The following is a 20,635-nucleotide window of genomic DNA, read 5'->3' as shown; positions in this document are numbered from 1 at the left end:
TCAGAGTTTATCCAGCAACTTTTTAACATCTTTACCGTTGCGGGAGTCTTTATTGCGATCGGCCCAATCGTTAAGGCGACGTTTCGCTTCATCCTGCAAATGCTTACGCAAAATCTGGTCGACCTGCAGACTGTAGTTTAGCGCCTGCCACTGACCGTAGACTCTGAGAGGAACCGGGGTAGCCTTCAGGAAGTTAATCAGCTTACTTTCGCCATCCCAGCCGCCCAGCACGCGAATGTTAAACAGCGTGTCGCAATTCAGCTTCACCAGATCCAGCGTTCCCTTGCCGGTCAGCGCCAGCATCGCCGACTCACCCGCCATGTTATCCAGCGTAACCTCGCCGTTATCCAGCGTCATATCGGTTACAAAATGATCCAACCGGGTCACGTTATCCAGGTTTTGCTGAGCTTTAACATCCCCACCGCTACGCTCGACGGCCTGTTGTATCATCTGCTGAAAGTTCATTCCTTCCATTCGCGTATCGCTCATTTCGACATGGGCCTGCCCTTGCCAGCTATGACGAAACGCCTGGGCATCAATATCTGAGCCAGAGAAATCCCCTGCCAGTGACAGCTTACCGGTGAGGGCGATGGGGTAGTCGAAGGCTTTCAGGATAGTACCAATTTCTACGCCTTCCAGGCGCGGATGGAAGACCGCTCGCGGCTGTCCTTTTCTGGCATCCAGCATACCAGGAAGCGACACCAGCCCGCCGTCACTTTTCCCCTGCAACTGCGTAACGTTCAACAAGCCGAACTGGTTGTCAATTTTTGCCGAGACATTGTCAAACGCCATTTTCCGCCACAGCACTTTGTCAGCTTGCAACGCGATGTCTGCCGAAAATCCCTTCAGTCCCTGATACGAAACGGCATCAACCTGGGAAGCAATGACGGGGCGCGCCAGCGTTGACTGACTCTGACCTTGCTGAACCTCACCGTTCGTCGTCACAGCCTCACGTTGTACGAGCAGATTGTCCAGATTGAGCTGACCAAACTTCAGGTCGACGGCCCATTCTGGTTTATCCAACAATGTCACATGAACTTGCCCGGCGAGAGAGCTGTCGTTAGCGGTCAAATGAATCTGGCTAAACGCGAGCTGTTTTTTCTCTTCCAGCCACTGCGCCTGAAACTGTCCCTGGCCTTTGATCCCCTGCGCCGGTAGATCGGCCCCCTGCAATTGCCAGCTTAGCTGCTCAATATTCGCGGATAAGTTATGCGGATAGTCGGAGGCATCAACGCTGCCGTTGAAGGATAACGCGAGGTCACGCTGATCGCGGTTAACGCGCCCGGAGAAATCAAACGTGCCGCGGTGCTGGTTATCCTGTTCCATATCCAGACGAATATCGCGAACCGTGACCTGTTCATCGTCTTCATGCTGGAATACCAGAACGCTATCGGCAACACGCAGGCGGGCAATATCAAACGACCATCCTCTGTCTTCAGCCAGGTCGGGCAACGTATTGTCTTTTGGGGCAACGGGCGCATCTTTGCCGCGCACCGCTTCAGTTTGCGGGGTCAGTTGAATCACCGCGCCTTTGAGCATCACCTGCTTCACGCTGAGCTGGTGACTCAACAGCGGCCACAACGCGACGTCAAGACGCATATTGTCGGCACGAATCAGGGGTTCGCTGGCGCCTTCAGCCGTTAACACCATGCGCCCCGAGAGGATACTCAGCTGAGGCCATACGTGCCAACGCAGAGGGCCATCCAACTGCAGCTGATATCCGCTACGCGCAGCAACCTGCTTGACCATATATGCGCGGAAATCATTCGGATTAACCAACAGTACTAACGCAGAAAAACCGGCCACCAGCACGACCAGTAGAATCATCAGCGTCGTCAGAAATCGTCTCATGCTATCCCCAATGGACTGAAAATACTCAGTCTTTATCGATCCGGCTGGCAACGGCGCCCTGCTGATCGCGATACTTTGCATCCTGACGACGGTTGTAAGGTCGCGCCGCCGGACCGGAAAGCGGTTCGAAGCTTAATGCGCCAATCGGCATGCCAGGACGCAGGGCCAGCGGTAGTTTTCCGGAGTTGTAAAACTCCAGTACGATGCAGCCAGACCAGCCCGGATCGATACGGTGTGCGGTGACGTGTACCATCAGTCCCAGACGCGCCAGCGAAGAGCGGCCATCTAACCAACCCACAAGATCGGAAGGCAGCGTCACGGATTCGAACGTCACTGCCAGCGCCAGTTCGCCCGGATGCAGGAAAAATGCCTCGCCGTCTTTGAGGACGATTTCATCACTCATCACGCGATCCAGCGCGGCGCTGACTTCATCTTTCGGTCCGCTCAGATCGATATACGCCGCCGTATGCCCGCGGAACGTACGGAATTTGTTGCCAAGGCGCACATCTACCGTGGCGCCGTTGATTCGCTCGACAGGAGGGCGTGGATTGATCGACAGACGACCTTGATCCAACCAGGCTTCAATATCTCGGTCACATAAACGCATGGCACTTTCTCCTTTCGTGCTTCAACCCCTTAATGCCAGGTGCATTAAGGGTGAACCAGGTTATCACTGAACGGTACACAATTCGCTGAACTTATTCAAAGAACTGACTGATTTTAGCCTTCAGAATATCGATGGCGATGCGGTTTTTACCCCCGCGCGGCACAATGATGTCGGCGTATTGTTTTGAAGGCTCAATAAATTGCAGGAACATCGGACGGACGGTTTTCTGATATTGCGCCATCACTGAATCCATTGAACGACCACGTTCGTTCACATCGCGCTTGATACGGCGCATCAGGCAAATATCCAGCGGGGTATCAACAAAAATAGAGAAGTTCATCTCATCACGCAAACGCGCATCCGTCAGCAGCAAAATGCCTTCCAGGATGATGACTTTCTTGGGTTCGATATGAATAGTGTCTTGCGTGCGCGTGTGCTCAACGTAGCTGTACACCGGCAGCTCAATGGCACTACCGCGTTTCAGCGTTTGCAGATGTTGGAACAGCAGGCTGTGATCCATCGCGTTCGGATGGTCGTAGTTGGTTTTTACACGCTCTTCCATCGATAGATGGCTTTGATCTTTGTAATAGCTGTCTTCGGGAATAACGCCAATATGTTCGTCACCGACTTGTTCACGCAATTCGCGATAAAGAGTACTGGCAATAAGACTCTTGCCGGAAGCCGATGCGCCGGCAATGCCGATAATGACGCACTGATGGGACTGATCAGTCATAAATTTAGCGACCTGATTAACCTGGATGTTAGGAAGGGCGGCGCCGAAACGCCAAACGCGGCAATTATAGGGATTTCAGCGGCGCGACGCCAGCCCAGGCTGCACCAATGCCTTCCCTGTCGCAAATTAAAACGGTCATATTTAAAGCATGCGCTACATTTATTCGCCAGCCTTAGTAATTAATAGCTTGAGAGTGTTAATTTATGAGCAGCTGGCGTATAAATTGTAAATTATTTGTACTAGCATAAACCCAGATTAAATGTGATGCGTCCGGCATCTCTACTGGGCGACAACGGCTATTTGGGTAGAGTGGTAATGAGTAAACAATCCCAACATGTTTTAGTTACCTTACCTCATCCTCTACTGCGCCTGGCCAGTTTAGGTCTGGTGGCTTTCATCTTTACGCTGTTCTCGCTGGAACTGTCTCGTTTCGGTGCGCAGCTGGCGCCGCTGTGGTTTCCGACCTCAATCATGATGGTGGCTTTTTACCGCCATGCGGGAAAAATGTGGCCGGGGATCGCGCTGGCGTGCTCATTGGGTAACATCGCGGGTTCTTTGCTCTTCTTCCCCGGCGAGTCGCTTAGCTTTACCTACACGGCCATCAACATTATTGAGGCTGTCGTGGGGGCAATGTTATTGCGCAAACTGCTGCCCTGGTACAATCCTTTACAAAATCTCAACGACTGGGCGCGCCTGGCATTCGGCAGCGCAGTGGTCCCTCCGCTGCTGGGCGGCGTATTACTCTGGTTATTATTACCGCAAGAAACGTCGTTAAATACCTTCCTCATTTGGGTGCTGTCAGAATCCATCGGCGCGCTGGCGCTGGTACCATTAGGTTTACTGTTTAAGCCACATTATCTGCTGCGCCACCGCAATCCGCGATTACTGCTTGAAACTCTGATTACGCTTCTGGTGACGTTAACATTCAGTTGGCTGTCGATGATGTTCATTCCATGGCCGTTTACCTGCGTTATTGTCCTGTTGATGTGGAGCGCTGTCCGCCTGCCGCGTATGGAGGCGTTTTTAATTTTCCTCAGTACCGTGATGATGGTTTCGCTGATGTTGGCCGCTGACCCTTCGCTGCTCTACACCCCCAAACAGAACATGATGACCAGCATACCGTGGCTGCCGTTTTTGATGATCCTGTTGCCAGCCAATATGATGACCATGGTGATGTACGCGTTTCGGGCTGAACGCAAGCACATCTCAGAAAGCGAAGCGCGCTTTCGCAATGCTATGGAATATTCCGCAATTGGCATGGCGCTGGTCGGGACCGAGGGGCAATGGCTACAGGCCAATAAAGCCTTGTGCCAGTTTCTGGGCTATAGCCAGGAGGAGCTACGTTCGCTCACCTTCCAGCAATTAACCTGGCCGGAAGATTTGAACAATGACCTCGAACAGTTGAACATGCTGGCACGCGGGGAAATTAACAGCTATTCCATGGAGAAACGCTATTACACGCGCGCAGGCGAGGTGGTATGGGCCTTGCTGGCCGTTTCGCTGGTGCGCCATAGCGACACCACCCCACTCTACTTTATTGCGCAGATTGAGGATATTAACGATCTGAAGCATACCGAGTGGATGAACAAACGGCTGATGGAGCGCATTACGCTCGCTAATGAAGCCGGGGGGATCGGCATTTGGGAATGGGAGCTGCAGCCTGATGTGATCAGCTGGGATAAGCGTATGTTCGATCTCTACGAAGTCCCGGCACATATCAAGCCCAGCTGGCAAGTCTGGTATGAATGCGTTGTGCCTGAAGATCGCGAACACGCCGAAAATGTGATTCGCGATTCGCTGGCCGCACGAGCCCCGTTTAAGCTTGAGTTTCGTATCGCAGTAAAAGGTGGCATATGGCATATCCGCTCGTTGGCCAACCGGGTACTGAATAAAGACGGTGAAGTTGAACGCTTACTTGGCATCAATATGGATATGACCGAGGTGAAGCAGCTCAACGAAGCGCTGTTTCAAGAAAAAGAGCGTTTGCATATTACGCTGGACTCCATCGGCGAGGCGGTGATTTGTATTGATGTCGACATGAATGTGACCTTTATGAATCCGGTCGCTGAGAAAATGAGCGGCTGGCAGCAGGAAAACGCAATTAGCATTCCGCTCCTGACGGTACTGCGTATTACTTTCGGCGATAACGGTCCGCTGATGGAAAATATCTACAGCGCCGACATGTCGCGTAAGGCAATGGAACAAGAAGTCGTCCTGCATTGTCGCAACGGCAACAGTTATGACATTCAGTACAGCATCACGCCCCTCAGTACCCTTGATGGCGGCAGCATTGGCTCGGTGCTGGTCATTCAGGATGTCACCGAGTCACGTAAGATGCTGCGCCAGCTTAGCTACAGCGCTTCGCATGACGACCTGACGCAGTTGGCCAATCGGGTCAGCTTTGAAAACCATCTCAAACAGTTGCTGCATACGGTGCACGACGCGCACCAAAGTCATGTGCTGGTTTTTATCGATCTTGATCGTTTTAAAGCGGTGAACGATAGCGCAGGTCATGCTGCAGGCGATGCCCTGCTGCGCGAACTCTCTTCACTGATGCTAAGCATGCTGCGGTCCAGCGATATGCTGGCGCGCCTTGGCGGCGACGAGTTTGGTCTGTTGCTGCCGGATTGTAATATCGAAAGCGCCCGCTTCATCTCAGGTCGCATCATCAGTGCTATTAACGATTACCACTTCATGTGGGATGGCCGCTTGCACCGCATTGGCGCCAGTGCGGGAATTACGCTGATTGATGACAAAAACCATGTTGCGACTGACGTCATGTCTCAGGCGGATATCGCCTGCTACGCGGCGAAAAACAGCGGACGTGGGCGTGTCTGCGTCTATGAACCCCAGCAAAGCCAGGCGCATGCCGCGCGTAGCCAACTGTCATTGGATGAACAAAAGCATACCATTATGCACAGCCCCATGCTGATGATCGCCAGAGGCGTGGCTTCTCCACGTATACCTGAGACGTTTAGCTTCTGGCTTATATCGCTACGCTTAGGGACCGCTGAAGGCGAAGTGATTGAAGAGCAGACATTCCGTACCGGGCTGGTCGATCCCACATTGAATCAAGCGCTCGACCGTCGGGTATTCAGCGAATTCTTCCAGAATGCTGCCCCGGCAGTCGCCAGCAAGGGCCTCAGTGTTGCGCTCCCCCTTTCCGCCGCCGGGCTGCTCAATTCAGAACTTGTTGATGAGCTGCTGGAACAATTGCAACATAGCCCGTTACCGCCACGCCTGCTGCACCTGACCGTTCCGGCCAGCGTCATCAAAACGAATCCAACGCAGGCGATATCCGCCCTGCATCGGCTACGTCAGTTCGGTTGTCGAATTGTGTTAAGTCAGGTCGGTCGTGATTTAGAGCTTTTTGACAATCTGAAATACCACATTGTCGATTACCTGTTGCTTGACAGCGAGCTAAGCGCCAGCGCTCACGGAGACCTGATTGACGAGATGTGGGTGTCCATTATCCAGGGCCATGCCCAGCGTCTGGACATTAAAAGCATCGCCGGTCCGGTGCAGTTGCCGCTTATCATGGATGCGCTTTCTGGCATCGGTATTGACATGATTTATGGCGACATTATTGCCAACGCCCAACCGCTGGATCTGCTACTGAATACCAGTAATTTCGCCATCAACTGACGGAAGCCAGCCATCCGTGTACCAAATATGCAAGAGTGCATAGGAGCGCCAGGGTTTCCAACGCTCTGCATACCGCCGGATCTGGGCTGGCGTCATGCCGGGAAAACGCTGTTTAATCAGATAATCATCCGGCAGAAAAACATCCTTCGCCTGCCAACCACGCAGCGCAAAATAGTTGGCGGTCCAGCGCCCTATTCCGGGAAACGTTTGTAGTTGCTTAACGCCTTGCTCAATATCGTCAGGCGCTATTGTCGCAAGCGTTCCTTCAAGCGTTGCACGCGCCAGGTGAATCAACGCTTCAGCGCGTTTGAGCGGCATCCCTAACGCTTTCAGGTGCAACGGTTCGGCGTCAGCAAGCGCTTCAGGCGTGGGAAAAGAAACATACCCTGGCGCATCCTCCAGCGTGTCGCCATAAGCATGGGCGACTTTCGCCGTCAGTTTTGCCGCCATAGCCACGCTGACTAACTGCCCTAAAATCGCCCGTACCCCTTGCTCAAAAGCATCGACACATCCCGGCAGGCGCAGTCCCGGACGCGCCGCACCAAGGCTTCCCAGCGCGCTGACAATTTGCTGCGGGCAACAGGTAAGATCAAACAAGCGGGTTATTTTCGCCAGGCACTCGGGGGCGGCGGGTTGTAATCCCGAACTTAACGTCACGTGTAGCACATTGGCGTGCAAATCCGGTACGACGCGCACCAGACCCCGATGCTCCCCTACGGACAGGCTTCTGGTATAACTCAGTTCCTCCACCGTTTCGACACCGTCAACCGCACGGGCGGCAAGAAATCCCAGCATCCAGGGCCAGTCATAAGGCGGTTGCCAGCTCAGCGTGAACATTCAGTTTTCCTTTTTATGCAAACCTACAGCATAAACGGTATTCAATCGATGCGCCTTGCTTTCATATTCCAGTTGTCGGAGCGTCAACATTTCGTTAAAGTCACGCCCCTTCTTCACTGGCATGGGGATTTTTACGGTGTTTATTGGTTTTGACTACGGTACGGCAAACTGTTCAGTGGCCGTTATGCGTGACGGGCAGCCTCACCTGCTCAAAATGGAAAATAACAGCACGCTTCTGCCTTCAATGCTGTGCGCGCCAACGCGCGAAGCGGTCAGCGAGTGGCTGTATCGCCATCACGACATCCCAACCACGGACGACGAAACGCAGGCGCTGCTTCGCCGCGCGATGCGCTATAACCGCGAAGAAGACATCGACGTTAACGCCAACAGCGTGCAGTTCGGTCTGGCATCGCTGGGTCAATATATTGAAGACCCGGAAGAGGTGTACTTCGTTAAATCGCCAAAATCATTTTTGGGTGCCAGCGGTCTGAAGCCGCAGCAGGTTGCGCTGTTTGAAGATCTGGTCTGCGCGATGATGCTGCACATACGCAACCAGGCACAAAATCAGTTGCCGGAAGCCATCACCCAGGCCGTTATTGGTCGTCCCATTAACTTCCAGGGGTTAGGGGGCGATGACGCCAACGCCCAGGCGCAGGGTATTCTTGAACGTGCGGCCAAACGCGCCGGTTTTCAGGATGTCGTCTTCCAGTACGAGCCGGTAGCGGCTGGTCTGGATTACGAAGCCACGCTGCAGGAAGAAAAACGCGTGCTGGTGGTGGATATTGGCGGGGGTACAACCGACTGTTCACTGCTGCTGATGGGGCCGCAATGGCATCAGCGCGCCGATCGCGAAAACAGCCTGCTGGGGCATAGCGGCTGCCGCGTTGGCGGGAACGATCTGGATATTGCGCTGGCGTTTAAACATCTGATGCCGCTGCTCGGTATGGGGGGAGAAACGGAAAAAGGGATCGCCTTACCTATTCTGCCCTGGTGGAACGCGGTCGCGATCAACGATGTTCCCGCGCAAAGTGACTTCTACAGTAGCGCCAACGGTCGCTTGCTCAACGATCTTGTCCGCGACGCGAAAGAAGCCGATAAAGTCGCCCTACTGCTTAAAGTCTGGCGCGAGCGTCTGAGCTATCGCCTGGTGCGCAGCGCAGAAGAGAGCAAAATCGCGCTTTCCGATCAGACCATTGTGACGGCGGCGATACCGTTTATCAGCGACACGCTGGCAACCGATATCAGTCAACACGGGCTGGAAGCTGCGCTCAATCAGCCCTTGGCGCGCATTCTGGAGCAGGTTCAACTGGCGCTGGAAAACGCGCAGGAAAAACCGGACGTGATTTACCTGACCGGCGGTAGCGCGCGTTCGCCGCTGATTAAAAAAGCCCTCGCCCAGCAACTTCCCGGGATTCCGATCGCGGGGGGCGATGATTTCGGTTCCGTTACTGCCGGACTGGCCCGCTGGGCTGACGTTGTTTTCCGCTAAGCGGCTCGCATGCTGAAAAGTACGCGTATTGACATCACCATTGCTGTGGCTTATTTACAGGAATGAGGGTTAGGGAGGGCTTCTCCTCCCCCTGGTGTCTTAGTAAGCCGGTAAGCTAATCACTAAGAGTATCACCAGGATGATGAACTGCTTCATCATAACCCTTTCCCTATTTTGGCCCCTTCCTCGGGAGGGGCTTTTCCGTTCCAGCGTCCCGCTGAAATCTCTGGCTTTCCTCCTTTTTGCCTTGTCAGCACTCTAACGCACAATCACGTATTCGCTATCTTCACCACCGATTTTTGCGTAACGCTTCGCAAAGCCGCATCGGCATTCAGACGAATCCCGACAGTGTTTCATAATTCCTCCATTTTTCTCCCTTGTTCGCTGGCTAAACTAGTATCATTCCGCGAATCGTTTCAGGATGAGAAACTTATAACAATGAAAGGCAGTAAAAAATCCCGCTGGGTGATAGCAATCGCGATCGTTGTGGCCACCGTCGCCGCCATCTGGTTCTGGCAAAGCCGTAACGACGCCCAGGAAAACGCACCGGGCGCGACCAAACCAGCGCAGCACACGCCAGGTTCGGGACGGCGTGGAATGCGCTCCGGGCCGTTGGCTCCCGTTCAGGCTGCCACCGCCGCCATGGAAGCCGTTCCGCGTTACCTGACAGGACTGGGTACCATTACTGCCGCAAATACCGCCACGGTACGTAGCCGGGTGGATGGTCAGCTCATTGCCTTACACTTCGAGGAAGGACAGCAGGTAAAAGCCGGCGACCTGCTGGCAGAGATAGATCCCAGCCAGTTCAAAGTTGCTCTGGCTCAGGCGCAGGGCCAACTGGCCAAAGATAAAGCCACGCTGGCAAATGCCCGTCGCGATCTTGCCCGCTATCAACAACTGGTGAAAACTAATCTGGTCTCCCGCCAGGAGCTGGATGCCCAGCAGGCGCTGGTAAATGAAACATTAGGGACAATCAAAGCCGATGAAGCCAGCGTCGCCAGCGCCCAATTGCAGCTTGACTGGAGCCGGATAACCGCGCCTGTAGAGGGGCGTGTCGGTCTGAAGCAGGTCGACGTCGGTAACCAAATTTCCAGCGGCGATACCACCGGAATCGTCGTCATTACGCAAACCCATCCTATCGACCTGATATTCACCTTGCCTGAAAACGACATTGCCACCGTGTTGCGGGCGCAAAAATCGGGGACTCCGTTAAAGGTCGAAGCCTGGGACCGAACCAATTCGCAAAAACTGAGCGAAGGCGTCCTGCTCAGTCTCGACAATCAGATTGATGCCACGACCGGAACCATCAAAGTTAAAGCCCGTTTTAACAATCAGGATGATGCTTTATTCCCTAACCAGTTCGTTAACGCCCGCATGCTGGTCGACACGGAACAAAATGCCGTGGTGATCCCAACGGCCGCCCTGCAGATGGGCAATGAGGGCCATTTTGTCTGGGTGCTGAACAGCGAGAATAAAGTGAGCAAACATCTGGTTAAACCAGGTATTCAGGATAGCCAAAAAGTAGTGATCGCCGCCGGGTTGTCCGCAGGCGATCGGGTCGTAACCGACGGTATTGACCGCCTGACGGAAGGCGCAAAAGTAGAAGTTGTAGAGGCGCATGACGCCTCAGTTCAGGACGAGAAAACTGCGCCCCGCGGATACGGCAAAAAAGGAGCTAACTCCTGATGCAGGTGTTACCTCCGCACAACACAGGCGGGCCATCACGCCTGTTTATTCTGCGACCTGTCGCCACCACGCTGCTGATGGTCGCGATTTTGCTTGCCGGTATTATCGGTTATCGTTTCCTGCCGATCGCTGCCTTACCGGAAGTCGATTACCCCACGATTCAGGTCGTTACGCTGTACCCGGGTGCCAGCCCGGACGTCATGACCTCGGCGGTAACCGCACCGCTTGAGCGTCAGTTCGGACAGATGTCCGGCTTAAAACAGATGTCCTCGCAAAGTTCCGGCGGCGCATCGGTCGTCACGTTGCAGTTTCAACTGACACTCCCGCTGGATGTTGCCGAGCAGGAAGTTCAGGCTGCGATTAACGCCGCCACCAATTTATTACCGGGCGATCTGCCCAATCCGCCGGTCTACAGCAAGGTAAACCCGGCAGATCCACCGATCATGACGCTGGCGGTCACGTCCAGCGCCATGCCGATGACGCAGGTGGAAGATATGGTCGAAACCCGCGTCGCGCAGAAAATCTCTCAGGTTTCCGGTGTCGGTCTGGTAACACTTTCCGGCGGGCAACGACCGGCGGTCCGCGTGAAGCTTAACGCACAGGCTATTGCCGCACTCGGTCTGACCAGCGAAACCATCCGTACAGCCATTACCGGGGCTAACGTCAATTCGGCAAAAGGGAGTCTTGATGGCCCAACGCGTGCTGTCACCCTTTCCGCCAACGACCAGATGCAGTCCGCAGACGAATATCGCCAGCTCATCGTGGCCTATAAAAACGGTGCGCCGGTTCGTCTGGGCGATGTCGCCACCGTCGAACAAGGGGCAGAAAATAGCTGGCTGGGCGCATGGGCCAATAAGCAACAAGCCATTGTGATGAATGTTCAGCGCCAGCCTGGGGCGAACATCATCTCCACGGCAGACAGTATCCGTCAAATGCTGCCGCAGCTCACCGAAAGCCTGCCCAAATCAGTTAAGGTCAGCGTGCTTTCGGATCGTACGACCAATATTCGTGCCTCCGTTGCAGACACCCAGTTTGAGCTAATGCTGGCGATTGCGCTGGTGGTGATGATCATCTACCTGTTCCTGCGCAATATTCCGGCGACGATTATTCCTGCGGTCGCCGTTCCGCTATCGCTCATCGGCACCTTCGCGGTGATGGTATTTCTTGATTTCTCCATCAATAACCTGACCCTAATGGCGCTAACCATCGCGACAGGATTCGTAGTGGATGACGCTATCGTGGTTATCGAGAATATTTCTCGCTATATCGAAAAAGGCGAAAAACCGCTGACTGCCGCCCTGAAGGGGGCTGGTGAGATTGGTTTTACCATCATCTCTCTGACATTTTCGCTAATCGCCGTGCTGATCCCACTGTTGTTTATGGGTGATATCGTTGGCCGATTATTCCGCGAGTTTGCCGTTACGCTGGCCGTGGCAATTCTGATTTCCGCCGTCGTCTCGCTCACCCTCACGCCGATGATGTGCGCGCGCATGCTTAATCAGGCCTCGTTGCGTAAGCAAAACCGCTTCTCCCGCGCCTCGGAGCGTATGTTCGATCGCGTCATTGCCGGGTACGGTCACTGGCTGGCAAAAGTGCTGAACCATCCGTGGCTCACGCTGGGCGTGGCGCTCGGCACGCTGGCACTGAGCGTTATGTTATGGGTCTTTATCCCCAAAGGGTTCTTCCCAATCCAGGACAACGGCATCATCCAGGGTACGCTGCAGGCGCCGCAGTCCAGTTCATTTGCCAGCATGGCCCAGCGCCAGCGCCAGGTTTCCGATGTCATCCTTCAAGATCCGGCGGTAGAGAGCCTGACCGCTTTTGTCGGCGTGGATGGTACTAATCCGGCATTAAACAGCGCGCGTCTGCAAATCAACCTTAAGCCTCTGGACGATCGCGACGATCGCGTGCAGAAAGTGATCGCACGCCTACAGGACGCAGTTGACAGAGTACCCGGCGTTGATCTCTATCTTCAGCCCACCCAGGACCTGACGATTGATACCCAGGTCAGCCGGACGCAATATCAGTTTACGCTGCAAGCAACGTCCCTTGATGCCCTCAGCACCTGGGTTCCACAGCTGTTAGAAAAACTACACCAGCTACCGCAACTGTCCGATGTCAGTAGCGACTGGCAGGACAAAGGGCTGGTGGCGTATGTGAACGTTAATCGCGATAGCGCCAGCCGTTTAGGCATCAGCATGGCGGATGTCGATAACGCCCTGTACAACGCCTTCGGCCAGCGACTGATTTCAACCATCTACACCCAAGCCAACCAGTATCGCGTCGTGTTAGAGCATGACACCAATAGTACGCCGGGGCTTGCTGCACTGGACACTATCCGTCTGACCAGCAGCGACGGCGGCGTGGTTCCGCTTAGCGCAATCGCCAGCATTGAACAGCGTTTCGCTCCGCTGTCGATTAACCACCTCGATCAGTTCCCGGTCACCACCATCTCGTTCAACGTACCGGACGGTCATTCGCTGGGCGATGCGGTGCAGGCAATTCTGGATGCCGAAAAAACGCTCAATCTGCCAGCAAATATTACCACCCAGTTCCAGGGCAGTACGCTCGCTTTCCAGGCCGCACTGGGTAATACCATCTGGTTGATTGTGGCTGCGGTTGTCGCGATGTATATCGTTCTCGGCGTGCTGTATGAGAGCTTTATTCACCCGATTACCATTCTCTCCACGCTACCCACGGCGGGCGTCGGCGCCCTCCTGGCGTTAATGATTGCCGGCAGTGAACTGGACGTCATCGCGATTATCGGCATTATTTTGCTCATCGGTATCGTCAAGAAAAACGCCATCATGATGATCGACTTCGCCCTTGCCGCGGAGCGCGAACAGGGCATGACCCCACGCGACGCTATTTTCCAGGCCTGTCTGCTGCGTTTTCGCCCGATTCTGATGACTACGCTGGCGGCACTGCTCGGCGCGTTGCCGCTGATGTTAAGTACCGGCGTGGGGGCCGAATTACGTCGTCCATTAGGAATTGGTATGGTCGGCGGTCTGCTGGTAAGCCAGGTATTAACCCTGTTTACCACCCCGGTGATTTATCTGCTGTTTGACCGCCTGTCGCTGTACGTGAAAAGCCGCTTCCCGCGTCAGGAAGAGGAAGCGTAAATGAAATTTTTCGCGCTTTTCATTCATCGTCCGGTGGCGACCATTCTCATTTCGGTGGCCATCACCCTATGCGGGATACTGGGCTTTCGTCTGCTGCCGGTAGCTCCGCTGCCGCAGGTGGATTTCCCGGTGATCATGGTCAGCGCATCATTACCCGGCGCTTCCCCTGAAACGATGGCGTCTTCGGTAGCCACCCCGCTGGAGCGCTCACTGGGGCGCATCGCGGGCGTGAACGAAATGACCTCGAGCAGTTCCCTTGGCAGTACGCGCATTATTCTTGAATTCAAATTCGACCGTGACATCAATGGCGCGGCGCGGGATGTTCAGGCCGCGATTAACGCAGCGCAAAGCCTGCTACCCAGCGGCATGCCAAGCCGCCCCACGTACCGCAAAGCCAACCCTTCCGATGCGCCAATCATGATCCTGACGCTCACGTCGGACACTTACTCGCAGGGTGAGCTGTACGATTTCGCATCAACCCAATTAGCACAGACCATCGCGCAAATCGACGGCGTGGGTGACGTCGACGTTGGGGGCAGCTCTCTGCCTGCCGTGCGCGTAGGGCTTAATCCGCAAGCGCTGTTTAATCAGGGCGTGTCGCTGGACGACGTGCGTAGCGCGATTGCTAACGCCAATGTGCGTAAGCCGCAGGGAGCTATCGAGAATGATACCCATCGCTGGCAGGTACAAACCAACGATGAGCTGAAAACCGCCGCCGAGTACCAGCCGATTATCATCCACTACAATAACGGCGCTGCGGTGCGGCTGGGCGATGTTGCGTCTGTGAGCGACTCAGTCCAGGACGTACGTAACGCGGGGATGACCAACGCAAAACCGGCTATCCTGCTGATGATCCGCAAGCTGCCAGAAGCCAATATTATTCAGACGGTAGACAGCATTCGGGCCAAATTACCGGAGTTACAAACGCTGGTCCCGGCCGCCATCGATCTGCAAATTGCCCAGGACCGTTCACCGACCATTCGCGCCTCGCTGGAGGAAGTCGAACAGACGCTGATTATCTCCGTTGCGCTGGTTATCCTGGTGGTCTTTGTTTTCCTGCGCTCCGGGCGCGCGACCCTGATCCCTGCGGTAGCGGTTCCGGTCTCGCTGATCGGTACCTTTGCCGCCATGTATCTGTGCGGATTCAGCCTGAACAACCTGTCATTAATGGCGTTGACCATTGCCACGGGATTTGTCGTTGATGACGCGATCGTGGTGCTGGAAAATATTGCCCGCCACCTGGAAGCGGGAATGAAGCCACTGCAGGCGGCGCTACAGGGTACGCGCGAAGTGGGATTCACGGTGCTCTCAATGAGCCTGTCGCTGGTAGCGGTGTTCCTCCCGCTGCTGTTAATGGGCGGATTGCCTGGGCGCTTGCTGCGCGAATTTGCCGTCACGCTGTCAGTTGCTATCGGTATCTCGCTACTGGTGTCGCTGACATTAACGCCAATGATGTGTGGCTGGATGCTCAAATCCAGCGCCCCGCGTGAACAGTCTCGTAAACGAGGTTTTGGTCGTGTGCTGGTGGCACTGCAACAGAGTTACGGCACTTCGCTTAAATGGGTGCTGCGCCATACGCGACTGGTTGGCGTGGTGTTACTTGGCACCATTGCGCTGAATATCTGGCTTTATATTTCCATCCCCAAAACTTTCTTCCCGGAGCAGGATACGGGTGTGTTGATGGGGGGGATTCAGGCCGACCAGAGCATCTCTTTCCAGGCGATGCGCGGCAAACTGCAGGACTTTATGAAGATCATCCGCGACGACCCGGCAGTGAATAACGTCACCGGTTTTACCGGCGGTTCCCGGGTTAACAGCGGGATGATGTTTATCACCCTCAAGCCACGCGATGAACGCGGTGAAACCGCTCAGCAGGTGATTGACCGCCTGCGCGTCGCGCTTGCAAAAGAGCCTGGCGCGAATCTGTTTCTGATGGCGGTGCAGGATATTCGCGTCGGCGGCCGCCAGGCCAATGCCAGCTATCAATACACATTGCTTTCCGACGATCTGGCGGCACTGCGCGAGTGGGAACCGAAGATCCGTAAGGCGCTTGCCGCCCTGCCCCAACTGGCGGATGTCAACTCCGATCAGCAGGACAATGGCGCGGAAATGAACCTGGTCTACGATCGCGACACCATGTCTCGTCTGGGGATCGACGTTGCAGCCGCTAACAGCCTGTTGAACAACGCTTTTGGACAACGGCAAATTTCAACTATTTATCAACCGATGAATCAGTACAAAGTGGTGATGGAGGTCGATCGACGTTACACCCAGGACATCAGCGCGCTGGATAAAATGTTCGTCATCAACAATGACGGTAAGGCAATCCCGCTATCGTACTTTGCCAAATGGCAACCGGCGAATGCCCCGCTGTCGGTAAACCATCAGGGCTTGTCCGCTGCCTCAACCGTGTCGTTTAACCTGCCAACAGGTTCTTCACTGTCTGAGGCGACAGAGGCTATCAACAGAACCATGACCCAGCTCGGCGTCCCCTCCACGGTTCGCGGTAGCTTTGCCGGCACGGCCCAGGTATTTCAGGACACCATGAACTCACAGGTGATCCTGATTATCGCCGCCATCGCCACGGTCTACATCGTTCTGGGTATGCTGTATGAAAGCTATGTTCATCCCCTGACCATTCTCTCCACGCTACCTTCAGCTGGCGTCGGGGCTTTGCTGGCGCTGGAGCTGTTCAATGCCCCGTTCAGCCTAATCGCCCTGATAGGGATAATGCTATTAATTGGCATTGTGAAGAAAAATGCCATCATGATGGTCGATTTTGCGCTGGAAGCGCAGAGAAACGGCAAGCTGCAGCCAGAAGAAGCCATTTTCCAGGCCTGCCTGCTGCGCTTTCGCCCAATCATGATGACCACGCTGGCGGCGTTGTTTGGCGCGCTGCCGCTGGTGTTATCCGCCGGGGATGGCTCCGAACTACGTCAACCTTTGGGGATAACCATTGTCGGCGGGCTGGTCGTGAGTCAACTCCTGACGCTGTACACCACGCCCGTGGTCTATCTCTTTTTCGACCGTCTGCGTCTGCGTTTTTCGCGTAAAAACAGCAAACCGGTAGCAGAGTTATGACAGAACTTCCCGACAGCACCCGCTGGCAACTTTGGATTGTGGCATTCGGCTTTTTTATGCAGTCGCTGGATACCACCATCGTGAATACTGCGCTTCCCTCGATGGCGGCAAGCCTCGGGGAAAGCCCGTTACACATGCATATGGTCATTGTGTCATATGTTTTAACCGTTGCCGTGATGCTGCCCGCCAGCGGATGGCTGGCGGACAAAGTTGGCGTGCGTAATATCTTCTTCACCGCCATCATCCTGTTTACGCTTGGCTCGCTGTTTTGCGCCGGGTCCAGCACACTCAACGAGCTGGTGATGGCGCGCGTCTTACAAGGCGTTGGCGGTGCGATGATGGTGCCGGTCGGCAGGCTAACGGTGATGAAAATCGTCCCACGTGAGCAATATATGGCGGCGATGACGTTTGTCACATTGCCCGGTCAGATTGGCCCGCTACTGGGACCGGCATTAGGCGGTATTCTGGTTGAGTACGCCTCCTGGCACTGGATATTTTTGATTAACATTCCGGTTGGCATTGTCGGCGCGATAGCGACGTTAATGCTGATGCCCAACTACACCATGCAAACCCGACGCTTCGATCTCTCCGGATTTGCGATGCTGGCAGTCGGCATGGCGGTACTGACGCTGGCACTTGATGGCAGTAAAGGAACCGGCATCTCCAGTATCTCGCTGGCAGCGTTGGTTATCTGCGGAGTGCTGGCTATTGCGCTGTATCTGAAACACGCCCATCGTAATCCACGCGCGCTGTTCAGCCTGAATCTGTTTCGCACACCGACCTTCTCGCTGGGTCTTTTCGGCAGTTTTGCCGGACGCATCGGTAGCGGTATGCTGCCGTTTATGACGCCGGTGTTTTTACAAATAGGCCTCGGTTTTTCCCCCTTTCATGCCGGGCTGATGATGATCCCGATGGTGCTCGGCAGTATGGGCATGAAGCGCATTGTGGTGCAGGTCGTTAACCGCTTTGGCTACCGTCGCGTACTGGTCGCTACAACGCTTGGCCTGTCGCTGGTCAGTCTGCTGCTGATGACCACCGCGCTGCTCGGCTGGTATTACGCCCTACCCTTCGTACTGTTCTTACAGGGAATGGTCAACTCAACGCGTTTTTCATCCATGAACACCCTGACGTTAAAGGACCTGCCTGACGATCTCGCCAGCAGTGGTAACAGCCTGCTGTCAATGATCATGCAGCTGTCGATGAGTATCGGGGTGACCATCGCGGGCCTGCTGCTAGGCATGTTCGGTCAGCAGCATAGCGTCATCGACAGCGGAAGTACGCATACCGTCTTTATGTATACCTGGCTGTGCATCGCATTCATTATCGCGCTGCCTGCCATTATTTTTGCCCGCGTGCCGAACGACACGCAAACCAACGCGGTGATTTCACGGCGCAAAAGGAGCACCTGATGAAGTTCTGGCGGCCCGGTATCACCGGCAAACTGTTTCTGGCGATTTTCGCCACCTGCATCGTGTTGCTGATCAGCATGCACTGGGCCGTACGCATAAGCTTCGAACGCGGTTTTATTGACTATATCAAGCACGGTAACGAACAGCGGCTGCAAATGCTCAGCGACGCATTAAGCGAGCAGTATGAACAGCACGGCAACTGGCGATTCTTACGCAATAACGATCGGTTTGTTTTTCAGATCCTGCGCTCTTTTGAACACGACAACGACGATGATAAACCCGGCCCCGGCATGCCGCCGCACGGCTGGCGTACGCAGTTTTGGGTTGTCGACCAAAATGCCCGCGTGCTGGTCGGTCCGCGTGCTCCGGTCCCCCGTGACGGTATGCGCCATCCGATCCGCGTCAACGGTAGCGAAGTCGGTGCCGTGATTGCCTCTCCCGTGGAACGCTTAACGCGCAATACGGATATCAATTTCGACATGCAGCAAAGACGTTCAAGTTGGCTCATCGTCGCGCTCTCCACGATCCTGGCTGCGCTGGCAACGTTTACGCTGGCGCGCAGCCTGCTGGCCCCGGTCAAGCGGTTGGTAGAAGGCACGCACAAACTGGCGGCTGGTGATTTCACCACTCGCGTTGCGCCGACCAGTACGGATGAGCTGGGCAAGCTGGCGCAGGACTTCAACCAGCTTGCCAGTACGCTGGAAAAAAACCAGCAGATGCGTCGTGACTTTATGGCCGATATTTCTCACGAACTGCGTACGCCGTTAGCGGTGTTGCGCGGTGAACTGGAGGCCATTCAGGATGGCGTACGCCAGTTCACACCTGACTCCGTTGCCTCTTTGCAGGCTGAAGTGGGTACGCTCACCAAGCTGGTGGACGATCTGCATCAGCTCTCCATGTCTGATGAAGGCGCGCTGGCCTACCAGAAAACATCGCTGGATCTCATCCCCCTGTTGGAAGTGGCAAGTGGCGCATTTCGTGAACGCTTTGCCAGCCGTGGACTGACGATACAACTTTCACTCCCGGACAGCATGACGGTATTTGGCGACAGGGATCGTCTGATGCAGTTGTTCAACAATCTGCTGGAAAACAGTCTGCGCTATACCGACAGCGGCGGCGGGCTGCACATCAGCGCCGAACAACGCGAGCGTATGGTTTTATTAACCTTCGCTGATTCCGCTCCCGGCGTGAGTGACGACCAGTTACAGAAGCTGTTTGAACGATTTTATCGAACCGAAGGCTCGCGTAACCGTGCCAGCGGTGGTTCCGGGCTGGGGCTGGCAATTTGCGTCAATATCGTACAGGCGCATAATGGTCTGATTCGCGCCGCCCATTCGCCTTTTGGCGGGGTGAGCATTACAGTAACATTACCGCTGGAACGCGATTTACAGAGAGATGTATGACTGAGTTACCCATTGATGAAAACACGCCGCGTATTCTGATCGTGGAAGACGAGCCCAAGCTGGGGCAACTGCTTATCGACTACCTGCGCGCGGCAAGCTACGCTCCTACGCTCATCAGCCACGGCGATCTGGTTCTTCCTTACGTGCGTCAGACGCCGCCCGATCTGATCTTGTTGGATCTGATGCTGCCTGGTACCGACGGCCTGACTCTGTGCCGGGAAATCCGCCGATTCTCTGAAGTCCCCATCATGATGGTAACCGCCAAGATAGAAGAAATTGATCGCCTGCTGGGGCTGGAGATCGGTGCGGATGATTATATTTGCAAACCCTACAGCCCGCGTGAAGTTGTTGCTCGCGTGAAGACGATTCTGCGCCGTTGCAAGCCGCAGCGCGAACTGCAACAGATGGATGCTGACAGCCCGTTGATCGTCGATGAAGGTCGTTTTCAGGCGTCCTGGCGTGGGAAAATGCTCGACTTAACGCCTGCTGAATTTCGCTTACTCAAAACGCTGTCGCATGAACCGGGAAAAGTGTTCTCCCGTGAACAGTTGCTCAATCATCTCTATGACGATTACCGTGTCGTTACCGACCGAACCATCGACAGCCATATTAAGAACCTGCGACGCAAGCTGGAATCGCTGGATGCGGAGCAGTCGTTTATCCGCGCGGTCTATGGCGTAGGGTATCGCTGGGAAGCCGACGCCTGTCGGATTGTGTAAACACTCCCGTCCTGCAGGACTCCGCGGCTTCGTGGAGTCCTGTTGACTAGCAA

General features: G+C 54.9%; 12 protein-coding genes. 8 read left to right on the top strand and 4 right to left on the bottom strand.

Going from position 1 to position 20,635, the window contains the following annotated elements; all coding sequences use genetic code 11:
• The 3 genes from asmA to udk form a co-directional block, all read right to left on the bottom strand.
• On the bottom strand, window positions 1-1,851 hold the full coding sequence (gene asmA, locus HV334_RS09460) for an outer membrane assembly protein AsmA (protein WP_103766506.1): 1,851 nt from the start codon (window positions 1,849-1,851) through the stop codon (window positions 1-3).
• Window positions 1,852-1,876: 25 nt separating this feature from the next.
• Complete coding sequence (gene dcd, locus HV334_RS09455; RefSeq protein ID WP_016153598.1) at window positions 1,877-2,458, bottom strand: dCTP deaminase; 582 nt, start codon at window positions 2,456-2,458, stop codon at window positions 1,877-1,879.
• 91 nt (window positions 2,459-2,549) lie between these two features.
• Window positions 2,550-3,191 (bottom strand): uridine kinase, encoded by a 642-nt coding sequence (gene udk / locus HV334_RS09450; RefSeq protein ID WP_003036776.1) that lies wholly within the window; start codon window positions 3,189-3,191, stop codon window positions 2,550-2,552.
• Window positions 3,192-3,506: 315 nt separating this feature from the next.
• On the opposite strand from udk, the gene HV334_RS09445 reads away from it, so the two are divergent.
• On the top strand, window positions 3,507-6,836 hold the full coding sequence (locus tag HV334_RS09445) for a diguanylate cyclase (protein ID WP_181221544.1): 3,330 nt from the start codon (window positions 3,507-3,509) through the stop codon (window positions 6,834-6,836).
• On the opposite strand, the gene alkA is transcribed toward HV334_RS09445, so the two are convergent.
• The gene (gene alkA / locus HV334_RS09440) at window positions 6,804-7,673 is read right to left on the bottom strand and encodes a DNA-3-methyladenine glycosylase 2 (RefSeq protein WP_181221542.1); all 870 of its coding nucleotides are present in this window, start codon (window positions 7,671-7,673) and stop codon (window positions 6,804-6,806) included. The genes HV334_RS09445 and alkA overlap by 33 nt on opposite strands.
• A 136-nt stretch (window positions 7,674-7,809) precedes the next feature.
• On the opposite strand from alkA, the gene yegD reads away from it, so the two are divergent.
• The 7 genes from yegD (at window position 7,810) to baeR (ending at window position 20,582) form a co-directional block, all read left to right on the top strand.
• Complete coding sequence (yegD, locus tag HV334_RS09435; protein WP_046275425.1) at window positions 7,810-9,162, top strand: molecular chaperone; 1,353 nt, start codon at window positions 7,810-7,812, stop codon at window positions 9,160-9,162.
• Between the two features lie 438 nt (window positions 9,163-9,600).
• A complete protein-coding gene (locus HV334_RS09425; RefSeq protein WP_181221540.1) occupies window positions 9,601-10,848 on the top strand; it encodes an MdtA/MuxA family multidrug efflux RND transporter periplasmic adaptor subunit in 1,248 nt (415 codons plus the stop codon).
• Window positions 10,848-13,970, top strand: coding sequence for an MdtB/MuxB family multidrug efflux RND transporter permease subunit (locus HV334_RS09420; RefSeq protein WP_016153603.1), 3,123 nt, complete (start codon window positions 10,848-10,850; stop codon window positions 13,968-13,970). The genes HV334_RS09425 and HV334_RS09420 overlap by 1 nt, the downstream gene beginning before the upstream one ends.
• Window positions 13,971-17,051 carry a multidrug efflux RND transporter permease subunit MdtC gene (mdtC, locus tag HV334_RS09415; RefSeq protein ID WP_016153604.1) on the top strand — a complete coding sequence of 1,027 codons (3,081 nt, stop codon included), beginning with the start codon at window positions 13,971-13,973 and terminating at the stop codon, window positions 17,049-17,051. It abuts the gene before it with no gap.
• The gene (locus HV334_RS09410; RefSeq protein ID WP_016153605.1) at window positions 17,048-18,460 is read left to right on the top strand and encodes an MFS transporter; all 1,413 of its coding nucleotides are present in this window, start codon (window positions 17,048-17,050) and stop codon (window positions 18,458-18,460) included. The genes mdtC and HV334_RS09410 overlap by 4 nt, the downstream gene beginning before the upstream one ends.
• Window positions 18,460-19,863, top strand: coding sequence for a two-component system sensor histidine kinase BaeS (gene baeS / locus HV334_RS09405; protein WP_016153606.1), 1,404 nt, complete (start codon window positions 18,460-18,462; stop codon window positions 19,861-19,863). Before HV334_RS09410 ends, baeS begins: the two co-directional genes overlap by 1 nt.
• Window positions 19,860-20,582, top strand: a complete 723-nt coding sequence (gene baeR, locus HV334_RS09400; protein ID WP_016156936.1) for a two-component system response regulator BaeR — start codon at window positions 19,860-19,862, stop codon at window positions 20,580-20,582. Before baeS ends, baeR begins: the two co-directional genes overlap by 4 nt.
• The last annotated feature ends 53 nt before the right edge of the window (window positions 20,583-20,635 follow it).

This window comes from Citrobacter sp. RHBSTW-00944 (assembly GCF_013615435.1).
Lineage (GTDB): Bacteria > Pseudomonadota > Gammaproteobacteria > Enterobacterales > Enterobacteriaceae > Citrobacter > Citrobacter braakii.
Note: the sequence above shows the minus strand (reverse complement) of the source record. Positions and strands in the feature narration are given on the sequence as shown.